The following is a 14,155-nucleotide window of genomic DNA, read 5'->3' as shown; positions in this document are numbered from 1 at the left end:
GGTCTGGATGAGAAGTCCCGACCGTAGGTCGGCTACGCCCCGAGGAGGGCACGCCAATGACCCAGATACAGACCAAGCCCAGCACGCCAGAGCCGGTAGCAGGAAGGTCTGCGCTCGACCGGTTCTTCCGGCTGAGCGAACGCAGAACCACCGTTTCCCGCGAAATCCGTGGCGGCATCACCACTTTCGTCGCCATGGCCTATGTCATCCTACTGGTGCCGCTGATTCTCGGCGGCGTCGCGGATGTCAACGGTGACAAGCTGAGCATTGCTCAACTCACCACGGCCACCGCATTTTCCGCGGGACTCAGCACCATCCTGATGGGCGTTGCGGGCAATGTGCCCCTGGCGCTCGCCGCGGGTCTCGGTGTGGTTCCGGTGGTCGCCTTCCAGGCCGCACCACATATGACCTGGCCGCAGACCATGGGTTTGGTCGTACTGATGGGCGTGATCATCGTGATCCTGGCCGCGACCGGGTTGCGGACGATGATCATCAACGCCATTCCGCTCGGTCTCAAGAATGCCATCGGCGTCGGGATCGGCATGTTCATCGCCATGATCGGGCTGGTCTCGGCCGGGGTGGTGGGACACGGCGCGCAGACCGGTCCGCCGGTCACCCTCGGGGCCGGTGGTCATCTATCCGGTTGGCCCGTGGTGGTTTTCGCGGTCGGCCTGCTGGTCATGCTGGCGCTGTTCATCCGCAAGGTGCCCGGTGCGATTCTGATCAGCATCGCCATCGCGACGGTGCTCGCCATCATTGTCAACGCAGCGGCCACGATCGATCCACAGACCTGGGGGCCGGTGGTGCCGGAGAAGCCGAAGGGTTTCTTCGCCGCACCCGATTTCGGACTGGCACTGCATATCGACCTGTTCGGCGGATTCGCCGAGGCGGGCGGGCTGGTCGCGGGGGTCGTGCTGTTCACCCTGGTGCTGACCGGGTTCTTCGACGCCATGGGAACGGTTTTCGGCGTCTGTGACGAGGCCGGTCTGCTCGATGAGAAGGGCACCATGCCCAGCCTCGGCAAGGTCCTGACCATCGACGGTGTCGCGCAGATCATCGGCGGTGTCAGCGGCGGTGCGGGCAATACCGTGTACGTCGAGTCCGCGACGGGTGTCGGTGAGGGCGCCCGTACCGGTCTGACCAGCCTGGTCACCGGTGGACTGTTCTGCCTCGCAGTATTCTTCACCCCGCTCGCCGCGGTGGTGCCGATCCAGGCCGCCGCTCCGGCGCTGGTGATCGTCGGTGCGCTGATGATGACCCAGGCCCGCAAGATCGACTGGAACGATCTGGAGGTGGCGGTACCCGCCTTCCTGACGATCGTGCTCATGCCGTTCACCTACTCGATCACCAACGGTGTCGGCGCTGGCCTCATCGCCTTTGTGGTGATCAAGGTGGCGCGCGGCAAATTCCGTGAAATCCATTGGCTGATCGGGGTGGTGAGCCTCGTCTTCGCCGGTTACTTCGGCATCTCGGTCATCGAACTACTCCTGGGCGGATAGCACCATGCGCGACCTCACGGCAGAACTTCGGAAATGGCATGCGGCGGACAAGGATTACGCCGTCGCCACCGTCATCGGCGTCACCGGCAGTGCCCCGCGGCCGCCGGGTGCGGCGCTGGCGGTCGACGCCGACGGCATTGTCATCGGAAGTATCTCCGGTGGCTGTGTCGAGGGCGCGGTATACGAACTCTGCCGTGAGGTCCTGCGCACCGGGCAGCCGATGCGCGAAACCTTCGGATACAGCGATGATGACGCCTTCGCGGTCGGATTGACCTGCGGCGGCGAACTCGAGGTCTTCGTCCAGCCGATCACCGCGGTCGAACGGGTCGCCATCGAGGCGATCCTGCGCACCGATGAGCCGGTCGCGCTGGTACGGGATCTGAAAACCGGTGCGGCCATGGCGATCGGCTCCTGGTGGACCGTCGGCGCGGCGTTCGACGGGCCGGTCGTGGTCGAGGCCAGGGCAATGCTCGAGATGGGCGCCACCGGTATGCGCGAGATCGGCTGTGGTGCGGGCGAAGTCACGGTTTTCGTGGAATCCTACGTACCTCCGCCGCGCATGATCGTCTTCGGCGCCATAGATTTCGCGGCCGCCGTCACTCGGATCGGGCGCTTCCTCGGATATCACGTCACGGTATGCGACGCTCGCCCGGTCTTCGCCACCCGTGCGCGCTTCCCGGATGCCGACGAGATCGTCGTGCAGTGGCCGGACCGCTATCTGGCACGCACACAGGTCGACTCGCGCACCGTGCTGTGTGTGCTCACCCATGATGCCAAATTCGATATTCCACTGCTCGAGGTGGCGCTGCGACTGCCGGTGGCCTATGTGGGCGCGATGGGTTCCCGTCGCACCCACGAGGACCGCATGGCCCGCCTGCGTGCCGCAGGTGTGACGGAATCCGAACTGGCCCAATTGCATTCACCCATAGGCCTGGATCTGGGCGCGCGCACCGCGGAGGAGACCGCGGTATCCATCGCTGCCGAGATCGTCGCGATCCGCCGTGGCGGTTCGGCCCAACCGCTCACCACCACCGGCGGACCGATCCACCGGGACCTGCTCCCGGTCCGGTGAGCCGCGCACCCCGCCGTGCATCTGTACACCCGGTACGCGGGGTGCGTGGCTTCGGCGTCGAGTCCGGGGCTGGAGCATCCTACGAAATCGACTTCGGGATATTCGATCGGCTTCGTGCTCATTACCGCTGTTCCGACAGTGCGGTCGGCCAACATAATTGATGAAATTGCGAACAAAGGAACCGCTGAATGCCGCTGATATTTCTGAATGGTTCCGCCATGCGCGGCGGACCGCTCAATCATCTGCTGGACGGTGCGCCTTTCGCGGGGGAAGCGAAAACCGCACCGCGTTATCGTTTCTATTCGGTCGGCAACCGGTTCCCGGGTCTGGATCCCGCCGCGGACGGCGGCGACTCGATCTCCGGCGAACTCTTCGACGTGCCGATGGAGGTGCTGCGGCAGCGGCTGCTACCAGCCGAACCGCCCGAACTCGAACTCGGCGCAATCGAACTCGATGACGGCCGTTCGGTCCTGTCGATGCTGCTGCGCCGACCGCCCACCTCATATCCGGAGCTGATCGACATCACCGCCATCGGCAGCTGGCGGAAATACCGTGAAGGAGCTGAATGACCAAGCAGGCCGAGGGCGTCGCATTCCCGAAATTCGACGTCAATTGCTCGATTCTGTTCACCGATCTCCCGCTGCTCGAACGGCCCGCCGCAGCAAAGCGAGCCGGATTCGACGCGGTCGAACTCTGGTGGCCGTTCGGGGAGGATCCGACGCCGGGCGATAAGGAGATCGACGGATTCGTCCGCGCGATCCGTGATGCCGGTGTGGAATTGGTCGGGCTGAACTTCATCGATCTGATTCCGGCGGGCGGCCGCGGGCTGGTCTCGATTCCGAGCGAGGTCACCCGGTTGCGCGACAATATCGATGTCGCCGTCGGCATCGCCGAGGAGACCGGCTGCCGCGCGCTGAACGCCCTGTACGGCAACCGGGTCGAGGGCGAGAGTCCGGAGAAGCAGGACGAACTCGCGCTGGAGAACCTGCGCCTGGCCGCACAGGCGGCAGGCGTCATCGGTGCCACGGTCCTGCTGGAAGCGCTGAATTCCTTTGAGTCGCCGAACTATCCGATCGTGAGCGCGGCGCACGCAGTACAGATCATTGAGCAGACCGGCGCGCCCAATGTGCGCTTCCTCTGCGACCTCTACCACCTTGCGCGGATGGGCGAGGAGCTGCACTCGGTAATCCGCACGCACGCACCGCATATCGGCCATGTACAGATCGCCGACAATCCGGGGCGCGGCCGTCCCGGCACCGGTGAACTCGACTTCGCCGCGCTGTTCCAAACCCTCGCCGAGAGCGGCTACGACGGCTGGATCGGCCTCGAATACAAAGACCCCGAGCTGAATTGGAAGTGGATCAAATGAGTACAGTATCGCGAAGCGATTCCGCGGGGGGCGCGACGGGTGGGCGCAAGATCGGCTTTATCGGCCTGGGGATCATGGGCAGCCCGATGGCGGGCCACTTGGTCAAGGCCGGACATGAGGTGACCGGCTACGATATCGGCCCAACCGGTCTGGAGAAGCTGAAGGCCGCGGGTGGCTCGACCGCCTCCGGTGTCGCGGAAGCGGTGCGGGACAAGGACATCGTCATCACGATGCTGCCCCAGGACGAGCACGTCGAGGCGGTCTTCGCCGATATCCTGGTACACACCGCCCCCGGCACGCTCTACATCGACTTCTCCACCATTACGCCGAAGACCGCACGCTGGACCGCTGAGCAGGGCGCCAAGAAGAGCCTGCGCGTGCTCGATGCCCCGGTCTCCGGCGGTGAGCCCGGCGCAATCAATGCCGCACTGTCGATCATGGTCGGCGGTGCCGAGGCCGACTTCGCCGCGGCCACCCCAATTTTCGAGGCGGTCGGCAAAACCTTCGCACTGGTCGGCCCGAACGGCGCCGGTCAGGTGGTCAAGGCCGCCAACCAACTCGTCGTCGGCGGCACCTACGCGCTGGTGGCCGAGGCGATTCTGCTGATGGAGAACCTGGGCGCCGATGCCGAGAAGGGCCTGGATGTGCTGGCGGGCGGACTCGCGGGCAGCAAGATCCTCGAACTCAAGCGCGCGTCCATGCTGAAGCGCGACTTCAAGCCCGGCTTCCGTATCGACCTGCACCACAAGGATATGGGCATCATCCTGCAGGCCGCCCGCGACGCCGAGGTGTCGATCCCGATGGGCGCGCTCACCGCGCAGCTGATCGCCGCCGCCCGCGCCATGGGACACGGTTCGCTGGACCACTCCGGTCTGCTGAAGGTCGCCGAGGCGCTGTCGGGTCGGGGCGGGGCGAACTGACCATGGCACGCATGCGCACCGTGGACGCCGCGGTTCTGATTCTCGAAAAGGAAGGTGCGACACAGGCATTCGGTTTGCCCGGTGCCGCGATCAACCCCTTCTACAGCGCCATGCGCGCGCACGGCGGCATCAGGCATGTGCTGGCCCGCCACGTCGAAGCGGCCTCGCATATGGCCGAGGGCTACACCCGTGCCACGCCCGGCAATATCGGTGTCTGCATCGGGACCTCGGGTCCGGCGGGCACCGATATGATCACCGGTCTGTATTCGGCCAGTGCGGATTCCATTCCGATTCTGTGCATCACCGGTCAGGCGCCGGTGGCCAAATTGCACAAGGAGGACTTCCAGGCCGTCGATATCGCCTCGATCGCCGCGCCGGTCAGCAAGTGGGCCGTCACGGTGCTCGAGCCCGCGCAGGTGCCGGGCACCTTCCAGAAGGCGTTCCGGTTGATGCGGGAAGGGCGTCCCGGTCCGGTGCTGATCGATCTGCCGGTCGATGTGCAGCTCGCCGAAATCGAATTCGATATCGAGACGTACGAGCCGCTAGAGGTGCTTCGTCCGTCCGCGACGCGGGCGCAGGCGGTCAAGGCCATCGAGATGTTGAGCGCGGCGCAACGCCCGCTCATTGTCGCGGGCGGCGGCATCGTGAATGCCGATTCCGCGGCATTGCTGGTCGAATTCGCCGAACTGACCGGCGTTCCGGTGGTGCCGACCCTGATGGGCTGGGGCACGATTCCCGATGACCACGCACTGCACGCCGGCATGGTCGGTCTGCAGACCTCGCACCGGTACGGCAATGCCACCCTGCTGGAGTCCGATTTCGTCCTCGGCATCGGAAACCGTTGGGCCAATCGGCATACCGGCGGTGTGGACACCTACACCAAGGACCGCACCTTCGTACACGTCGATATCGAGCCGACCCAGATCGGCCGCGTCTTCGCACCGGATTTCGGTATCACCTCCGATGCGGGTGCCGCGCTTCGGATCTTTATCGAGGTCGCGCGGGAACGCGCCGCTGCTGGGCGGCTGTCGGATCGCAGCGTGTGGGCCGAGCAGTGCCGCAACCGGAAACAGGTGGGGCTGCGCAAGACGCACTTCGACGATATGCCGATCAAACCGCAGCGGGTCTACGAGGAGATGAACAAGGCGTTCGGACCCGATGTGCGCTACGTCAGCACCATCGGCCTCTCACAGATCCAGGCGGCGCAGCTGCTGCACGTCTACCGGCCGCGGCACTGGATCAACGCGGGTCAGGCCGGACCGCTGGGCTGGACCGTGCCAGCGGCCATCGGTGTCGCCACCGCCGATCCCGAATCCACCGTGGTGGCGCTGTCGGGTGACTACGACTTCCAGTTCCTGATCGAAGAATTGGCGGTCGGCGCGCAGTTCAATATCCCATACATCCATGTCGTGGTGAACAACTCGTATCTGGGCCTGATCCGTCAGGCACAGCGGGCCTTCGATATGGACTACTACGTGCAGTTGGCCTTCGACAATATCAACAGCCCGGAGCTGGCCGGCTACGGTGTCGATCATGTCAAGGTCGCGGAAGGCCTGGGCTGCAAGGCGATTCGGGTATTCGATCCGGCCTGGATCGGTCCCGCACTGGATGAGGCGAAGAAGCTCGTCGCCGAATTCCGGGTGCCGGTGGTCGTCGAGGTCATTCTCGAACGCGTCACGAATGTGTCGATGGGACTCGAGATCGACAATATCGTCGAATTCGAGGAACTGGCTCAGTCCGCCGCCGACGTGCCCACCGCGACCGCACAGCTGGACTGAGCGTCATGCCTCGAGTCCTGATCGCGTCCGACAAGTTCAAGGGGTCATTGACCGCCGCTCAGGTCGGTGCCGCGGTCCGCACCGGTATCCACCGCATTCGGCCCGATGCCGAGGTGTCGGTGGTGCCGATCGCGGACGGTGGGGACGGCACCGTCGCCGCCGCCTTGGCCGCCGGGTACGAGGCGGTGCTGCTGACCGCGCCCGGACCCACCGGCGAACCGGTGTGCACGGCGTATGCCCGCCGCGAGGATATCGCCGTGGTGGAGTTGGCGGATGTATCCGGACTCGTGCGACTGCCGGGCGGTGAGTTCGCGCCGATGACCGCGACCAGCCGGGGCACCGGCGAGGTCATCGCCGCGGCGATCGAGGCCGGATGCCGCCGGGTGCTGCTCGGCATCGGCGGTAGCGCTGGCACCGATGGCGGCGCCGGACTGCTGCGAGCGCTCGGTGCACGGCTGATCGATGCCGACGGGGCCGAAATCGGTGACGGCGGTGCGGCCTTGGCGCGGCTGCACACGATCGACCTTGCGAAGGTGCGGGAACGGCTGGCCGGGGTCGAAATCACCGTCGCCTGCGATGTCGACAATCCGCTCACCGGTCCGCGCGGTGCGGCGGCTGTCTACGGTCCGCAAAAGGGCGCCGATGGTGACCAAGTGGCGACGCTGGATGCGGCGCTCACGCATTGGGCCGACTGTGTCGCGGCCGCAACCGGCACCGATCTGCGTGATCGTGCGGGTGCCGGTGCGGCGGGCGGGGTCGGATTCGCCGCCGTCACGGTGCTCGGTGCTCGGCTGCGTCCCGGGATCGAATTGGTGCAGGAGCTGGTCGGTTTCGGCGAGCGGGTGGCCGGTGCGGATCTGGTGGTGACCGGGGAGGGCATGCTCGACGAGCAGACCCTGTACGGCAAGGCACCGGCTGGTGTCGCCACCGCCGCGCGGTTTTCCGGTGTGCCGGTAGTCGCCGTCTGTGGCCGGAATGTGTTGCCCACCGAGCGATTGCGTGCAGCGGGGTTCGCCGCCGCATACGCCCTTGCCGATATCGAACCGGATATCGCGCGCTGCTTCGCGGAGGGTGAACTGCTGCTCGAGCGGCTGGGTATGCGGATTGCCGCCGAACATCTGGCGCCGGATCCGACGACCGAGCGGCCATCTGCCGGGCGCTGGTCGCCGGACCAAGTGTCGACAGACCATGCCGCCGAGCCGTCCACTCCGCAGCGCAGGATAGCGGACCCGGCCGATGACATTATCGCGACCGCCTCCCACAACGGCGATGGCGCGAGGACCTTCGACGGGAGATTTCGATGAACAACGACAGAGTCGCGTGATGCGGAAAAACTCTGAGATCAAGACGATTTCACCGGTCCCCGCCCACCTGGACCTGGTGATCCGTGCGCAGCGGATCATCGGGACGGCGGGGGAGACCAGCGGCTCGGTCGGCGTGCGCGACGGTCGGATCGTGGCGGTCGAGCCGCTGGACTCCGCCTTGGCCGCCAAATCGGTTGTCGAACTGGCCGCGGACGAGGTGCTGCTGCCCGGTGTCGTGGATGCGCATGTGCACGTCAACGATCCGGGGCGCACCGCATGGGAGGGCTTCCCGAGTGCGACCAAGGCGGCCGCCGCCGGTGGTGTCACCACGATTATCGATATGCCGCTCAACAGCATTCCGCCGACCTGCGATCTCGCGGCACTCGAGGTGAAGCGCAAGACCGCGCGGGATCGGGTGTACGTCGATGTCGGGTTCTGGGGCGGGGCGATCCCGGGGAATGTGGCAGATCTGCGCCCGCTGCAGGATGCCGGTGTATTCGGCTTCAAATGCTTTCTGCTGCACTCCGGCGTCGACGAATTCCCGGCACTGGACGCCACCGGGCTGGAGCTGGCGATGCGCGAGATCCGATCGTTCGACGGACTGCTCATCGTGCACGCCGAAGACGCGCATGCGATCGAGCGCGCACCGATTCCACAGGGGGACAAGTACTCCGGATTCCTGCGTTCGCGTCCGCGCGGTGCGGAGAATCTGGCCGTCGCCCAGGTGATCGAACTGGCTCGCTGGACCGGCTGCCGCGTACACATTCTGCACGTATCGAGTTCGGATGTGCTGCCGATGATCGCCTCGGCCCGCCGCGATGGCGTCCGGATCACCGCCGAAACCTGTCCGCACTACCTGTCGTTCGCGGCCGAGGAAATTCCGGACGGGGCAACACAATTCAAATGCTGCCCGCCGATCCGCGAGAGCGGCAATCGCGAGCTGCTCTGGGCCGGGTTGCGCGATGGCACCATCGACATGGTGGTCTCGGACCACTCGCCATCGACCGCGGACCTGAAGTGTTTCGACACCGGTGACTTCGCCCGCGCGTGGGGCGGGATCTCCTCACTGCAGCTCGGCCTTTCGGCCGTATGGACCGAGGCGCGCCTGCGCGGGTTCACCCTGGTCGACCTCGCCCGCTGGATGAGCCGAGCACCGGCCCGATACGCCGGTCTGCGCCACAAGGGTGCCATCGAGGTCGGCTACGACGCGGATTTCTGCGTCTTCGCACCCGATGACGCCTTCGTTGTCGACGCACACCGCCTGCACCACAAGAACGCCGTCACGCCGTACGCGGCCCGCCCGCTGGCGGGTGCGGTGCGCGGTACCTGGTTGCGCGGCAACCGAATCGATATCGACGACGAGCCGCAGGGGCGGCTCCTGGCCCGAGGAGAAGTATGACCGATCGAACCGCCCCCGCCTTCACCCGACTGCCCGATCTCGCCTCCCGCGCGCTCGCGGGCAGTGTGGTCTACGCCAATGACGAACTGTTCGCCGAACGGGAGAACCTGATCCGGCCCGGCCGTGCGGTATTCAGCACCGAGGACTTCGGCCACAAGGGCAAGACCTACGACGGCTGGGAGACCCGCCGTCGTCGCGAGACCGGCAACGACTATGCGCTGATCCGGCTCGGTGTGCCCGGTCGGGTGCACGGTGTCGTCATCGATACCGCCTGGTTCATCGGCAACTATCCGCCCTTCGCCTCGGTCGAGGCGACCAGTGTGGAGGGGCAGCCGTCCCCGGCCGAACTGCAGCAGGCCGATTGGGTGACCTTGGTCGCGAAGTCCGAAATCGAGGGCAATACCGATAACTTCTTCGAGGTCACCGACGCGCGTCGCTTCACCCACGTGCGGCTCTCGATCTACCCGGACGGCGGCGTCGCCCGCTTCCGGGTGCACGGCACCGCACTACCGGATCCCCGTTTCCTCAGTGGCACAGTCGATCTCGCCGCAGTGGAGCACGGCGGCCGGGTCGTCGACTGCTCGAATATGTTCTTCTCCGCGCCGACCAATATCCTGTTGCCGGGCCGGTCACGGCAGATGGACGAGGGCTGGGAGGGCGCGCGCCGCCGCGACTCCGGCAACGATTACGTCACCGTGCGGCTCGGCGCGCGCGGTGCGGTGCGGCGCGTGGAGATCGACACTTCGAATTACGTTGGCAATGCGCCGGGTTGGGCGGTGCTGCGCGGTGCGGACGCCGCGTCCGGCGCGGATCTCGATCTCGACGATCCGTCGAGCTGGACCGAATTGCTGCCGCGGACCCGGTTGCAGCCCGACGCCCGCCACTTCTTCCGGATCGGTGCGGGCGAGCCGGTCACCCATGTGCGACTCGATGTCTACCCCGACGGCGGCGTGGCCCGACTCCGGGTCCACGGTGAGATCGATCCGGCCACCTTGGTCGCCGATGCCGTCGCCTGGCTCGACGCCCTCCCGGAACCGCACGCACTTCAGGTGCTCGCCACCGATGGCGGGTTGGCGCACGACGATGCGAGGAAGCTGCTCGCGCAACGCCCCTTTGCGAGTCCCGATGCAGTTCCGTCGGCCGTGATCGACGCGCTCCTCGCACGGTAGTCGCGGCGGGGAATGGCCGCAGCGCCCATTTCCGAGTCGAATCGACAGGGTGACATCGGCACGGGAATGGGCGCTGAGCCCGAAGCGCTCCGGACCGGCCCGACCATCTGGACAACCCCGAGCAGCCGGACCAGGGCGTGGTCCGAAATCCGCTGGCGATCGGGGCCGAGTTGATCTAGCGTTCGCCGCATGGTGCGCGATGATGGGTCGGCTGATCGGCAAGCCATTGTCGCGGCGGCCGTGGCGGTGGTGTTGTGGGCTTCGGCCTTCGTCTTCATTCGCGCAGCGGGACACGATTTTTCGCCGGGCGCGCTGGCGTTGGGGCGATTGCTCGCGGCCTCGGTCACGCTCGTCGCGGTGCTGGTCATCAGGGGGGAGGGCCTGCCGGTTCGAGCCGCATGGCCGGGCATCATCGTCTCCGGGGTGCTGTGGTTCGGCGTCTATATGGTGGCGTTGAACTGGGGGGAGCGCAATGTCGACGCCGGAACCGCGGCGATGGTCGTCGGCATCGGACCGGTATTGATCGCGGTACTGGGCGGTTTGGTGCTGCGGGAGGGCTTTCCGGCCCGGCTGATGGCAGGTATGGCGGTCTCGTTCGCGGGCACGATCGTGGTCGGATTCTCGACCACCGACGGCGGTGGCGCCGCGGTGCTCGGTGTCGTGCTGTGTCTGATCGCCGCGATCGTCTGGGCCGCATCGACCATCGCGCAGAAGCCCGCGCTCGCGAGTGCATCCGCCTTGCAGGTGACCACCTTCGGTTCCGTCATCGGAACGATCGCCTGTCTGCCGTTCTTCTGGCAACTGATCACCGAGGCCGCCGCGGCACCACTGTCGTCGACGCTCAGTCTGGTATACCTGGGCGTCTTCCCGACGGCATTGGCGTTTACCACCTGGGCCTACGCCCTGGCGCGCACCACCGCAGGAAAGATGGGCGCGACCACCTATGTCGTTCCCGCACTCGTTGTTGTGATGTCGTGGATCGCGCTCGACGAGGTACCTGGCCCGCTGACCATCTTCGGTGGTGTCCTGTGTCTGGCCGGTGTGGCGATTACCCGGTCCCGCCCACGCGTCGCCGCGCCCGTCGATCCTGAGGCGGCCGAAACTGCTGCGTGAATCGCAGCTGCCGCGCACCGGAAAGTCCGATCGGAGCTCGGCGTGTGTTCCCGCCACGTCGCCGGTCGTCGCGGGGCAGAATCGGCAGTCGTGGACACTTCTGATCTCACCGTTGACCTGATGGACCGCGCACTGACGCAGATGGGCGAGGTCATCGCGGCGATTCGCCCGGAGCAGGCGACACTGCCGACGCCCTGTACGGACTGGGATGTGCAGGCGCTCGTGCGCCACGTCATCGGGCAGGACCTGCGGAATTTCCTGGTCTCCGTGCGCGGCGAGATGGCCGACTGGGCGGCCCCGCCCGAGGAACTCGGACCGGACTGGGCGGCGCAGTTCCGCGCCGCGGCCGCACCGGTGCTCGATACCTGGCGCTCCGCCGATCTGGACCGCCCGGTCTCGGGGCCCGGCGGCCGGGAAGCCCCGCTGCGCAGTCGAGCCGACCAGCAGCTGACCGAATTGGCCATGCATGCCTGGGATCTGGCCCGCGCGACCGGCCAGGACCGGGAACTGGATCCGCACATCGCCGAACACGGCCTGGCCTGGTCGCATACCATGCTGCGCCCCGAATTCCGCGGTCCCGATAAGGCCTTCGGCCTCGAGGTGCCCGTCCCCGCCGACGCGCCCACGTACGAACGGCTCGCCGGTTGGTTCGGCCGCGATCCCGAGTGGAAGTCGCCCGGCGCGGCGGGCTGAGCGCCGCGCCCGGTGCGCAGCCGTGCTGGTCTATCGGGCGAGCACAACAGGTAGCTCGAACGGGCCACTGTGCCGAAATCCGGAGCGCCACCGGATATTCCGCGCATCGCATGCGGGGGTCGCGGTGGCGCCGGCGATGAACAGCCGATCGAGCACACGCTTCCTGCGATAGTGCGGTGTCGCGCAGACACGCCGGTCCAGCGGTGCCGAACACAGGGTGTGGTGAAGATCTCGAAATGTGCTGGTCATTTGGCCGAGGAGGTGCAAGGCTTAAGCGGTGACACATCCTCCGGATACAGCGTCGGTGGGGGCGGATCCCGCGACCGACAAGCTCGACCTCGCGGTCTTCAAGGTGGCAGGGGTGGTCGTGCTCGGCGCGATCATGTCCATCCTCGACATCACCGTGGTGACCGTCGCGATCCCGAAGTTCCAGAACGAATTCCACACCACCACCGCGATTGCGGCCTGGTCGATGACCGGTTACACGCTGGCCCTGGCCAGCGTCATTCCGCTCACTGGATGGGCGGCGGACCGATTCGGCACCAAGCGGCTGTACATGCTCGCGCTGACGCTGTTCGTGCTCGGCTCGGTGCTGTGCAGCCAGGCCTGGAGTATGGAATCGCTCATCGGCTTCCGCGTGGTCCAGGGCCTGGGCGGTGGCATGCTGATGCCGCTCGGTATGACGATCATGACCCATGCGGCGGGTCCGCAGCGGATCGGCCGGGTGATGGCGGTGCTCGGCGTGCCGATGCTGCTCGGCCCGATCTGCGGCCCGATCCTGGGCGGCTGGCTGATCGATAGCCACGGCTGGAAGTGGATCTTCCTGATCAACCTCCCGGTCGGCGTCATCGCCCTGATCCTGGCCTTCGTCGTATTCCCCGCGGATCGGCCGGAACCGTCGGAATCCTTCGATTTCCTCGGCATGTTGCTGGCCTCGCCCGGTTTGGCACTGTTCCTTTTCGGTGTCTCGTCGATTCCGGGTGAGGGCACGGTCATCGCGGCCAAGGTACTCATACCCGCCGTCATCGGCCTGGTGCTCATGGTGCTATTCGTGCTGCACGCGCTGCGTATCGAACATCCGCTGATCGATCTGCATCTGTTCCGCAACCGGTCGCTGACCTTCGCGGTGCTCACCATGGTGCTGTTCGCGACCGCGTTCTTCGGCGCCGGTCTGCTACTGCCGACCTACCTGCAGCAGGTGCGCGGTGAGACGGCCATGGCGGCCGGTCTGCTGATGGCGCCGCAGGGCCTCGGCGCGATGTTGACCATGCCGATCGCGGGCCGACTCGTCGACAAGATCGGTCCCGGCAAGATCGTCATGACCGGCATCTCGCTGCTCTCGCTCGGCACGGTGTTCTTCGTGCAATTGAAGGCGGATACGCCGTATTCGTTCATGCTCGGCGCATTGTTCGTCATGGGACTCGGCATGGGCTGCACCATGATGCCGATCATGACCGCGGCGATCCAGACGCTGACCCATCAGCAGGTCGCCCGTGGTTCGACACTGATGAACATCATCAACCAGTCCGCCGGATCGATCGGCACCGCAACGATGTCGGTGGTCCTCAGCAGCCTGCTGAACCGGCAAACATTCGCCAAACCCGCGATCGCGTCGAATTACGATCCATCGATCACGGCCCAGCTGCCGCCGGGTGCGGTCGATACGGGATTGAGCCAGGCCGCGTCGGCATTCAGCCACACCTACATCGTGGCGCTGGTACTCATCGTGCTGACCTTGATTCCCGCGGCGTTCCTGCCGCGTACCAAGCCGAAGGCGGATGCGGTGGCGGAGGCACCGGCACTGGTCCATTAGCCGCGGGTTCCGAGTTCGCCTGAGTG

Annotated in this window: 12 protein-coding genes; all 12 read left to right on the top strand. The window is 66.3% G+C overall.

Annotated elements, in window-relative coordinates:
• Positions 1 to 56 precede the first annotated feature (56 nt).
• The 12 genes from ABZW16_RS01785 (at position 57) to ABZW16_RS01730 (ending at position 14,129) form a co-directional block, all read left to right on the top strand.
• A complete protein-coding gene (locus tag ABZW16_RS01785) occupies positions 57 to 1,499 on the top strand; it encodes an NCS2 family permease (RefSeq protein WP_354951102.1) in 1,443 nt (480 codons plus the stop codon).
• A 4-nt stretch (positions 1,500 to 1,503) separates the two neighbouring features.
• Positions 1,504 to 2,571, top strand: a complete 1,068-nt coding sequence (locus ABZW16_RS01780; protein WP_354951100.1) for an XdhC family protein — start codon at positions 1,504 to 1,506, stop codon at positions 2,569 to 2,571.
• Between the two features lie 188 nt (positions 2,572 to 2,759).
• A complete protein-coding gene (locus ABZW16_RS01775; RefSeq protein ID WP_354951098.1) occupies positions 2,760 to 3,140 on the top strand; it encodes a gamma-glutamylcyclotransferase in 381 nt (126 codons plus the stop codon).
• On the top strand, positions 3,137 to 3,940 hold the full coding sequence (locus ABZW16_RS01770; protein ID WP_354951096.1) for a TIM barrel protein: 804 nt from the start codon (positions 3,137 to 3,139) through the stop codon (positions 3,938 to 3,940). The genes ABZW16_RS01775 and ABZW16_RS01770 overlap by 4 nt, the downstream gene beginning before the upstream one ends.
• Positions 3,937 to 4,860: an NAD(P)-binding domain-containing protein gene (locus ABZW16_RS01765; protein ID WP_354951095.1), complete on the top strand. Its 924-nt coding sequence runs from the start codon at positions 3,937 to 3,939 to the stop codon at positions 4,858 to 4,860. Before ABZW16_RS01770 ends, ABZW16_RS01765 begins: the two co-directional genes overlap by 4 nt.
• 2 nt (positions 4,861 to 4,862) lie before the next feature.
• Positions 4,863 to 6,638, top strand: coding sequence for a glyoxylate carboligase (gcl, locus tag ABZW16_RS01760; RefSeq protein WP_354951093.1), 1,776 nt, complete (start codon positions 4,863 to 4,865; stop codon positions 6,636 to 6,638).
• 5 nt (positions 6,639 to 6,643) lie between these two features.
• The gene (locus tag ABZW16_RS01755) at positions 6,644 to 7,942 is read left to right on the top strand and encodes a glycerate kinase (protein WP_354951091.1); all 1,299 of its coding nucleotides are present in this window, start codon (positions 6,644 to 6,646) and stop codon (positions 7,940 to 7,942) included.
• 19 nt (positions 7,943 to 7,961) lie between these two features.
• Positions 7,962 to 9,341, top strand: a complete 1,380-nt coding sequence (allB, locus tag ABZW16_RS01750; RefSeq protein ID WP_354951089.1) for an allantoinase AllB — start codon at positions 7,962 to 7,964, stop codon at positions 9,339 to 9,341.
• Positions 9,338 to 10,510 (top strand): allantoicase, encoded by a 1,173-nt coding sequence (alc, locus tag ABZW16_RS01745; protein WP_354951087.1) that lies wholly within the window; start codon positions 9,338 to 9,340, stop codon positions 10,508 to 10,510. The genes allB and alc overlap by 4 nt, the downstream gene beginning before the upstream one ends.
• Positions 10,511 to 10,699: 189 nt before the next feature.
• On the top strand, positions 10,700 to 11,623 hold the full coding sequence (locus ABZW16_RS01740) for a DMT family transporter (protein ID WP_354951085.1): 924 nt from the start codon (positions 10,700 to 10,702) through the stop codon (positions 11,621 to 11,623).
• Between the two features lie 90 nt (positions 11,624 to 11,713).
• Positions 11,714 to 12,316: a TIGR03086 family metal-binding protein gene (locus ABZW16_RS01735; RefSeq protein WP_354951083.1), complete on the top strand. Its 603-nt coding sequence runs from the start codon at positions 11,714 to 11,716 to the stop codon at positions 12,314 to 12,316.
• A 277-nt stretch (positions 12,317 to 12,593) separates the two neighbouring features.
• Positions 12,594 to 14,129: a DHA2 family efflux MFS transporter permease subunit gene (locus ABZW16_RS01730; RefSeq protein WP_354951081.1), complete on the top strand. Its 1,536-nt coding sequence runs from the start codon at positions 12,594 to 12,596 to the stop codon at positions 14,127 to 14,129.
• Positions 14,130 to 14,155 lie beyond the last annotated feature (26 nt).

This window comes from Nocardia sp. NPDC004604 (assembly GCF_040609795.1).
Classification (GTDB): domain Bacteria; phylum Actinomycetota; class Actinomycetes; order Mycobacteriales; family Mycobacteriaceae; genus Nocardia.
This window is presented reverse-complemented; position numbering and strand designations above follow the sequence as displayed.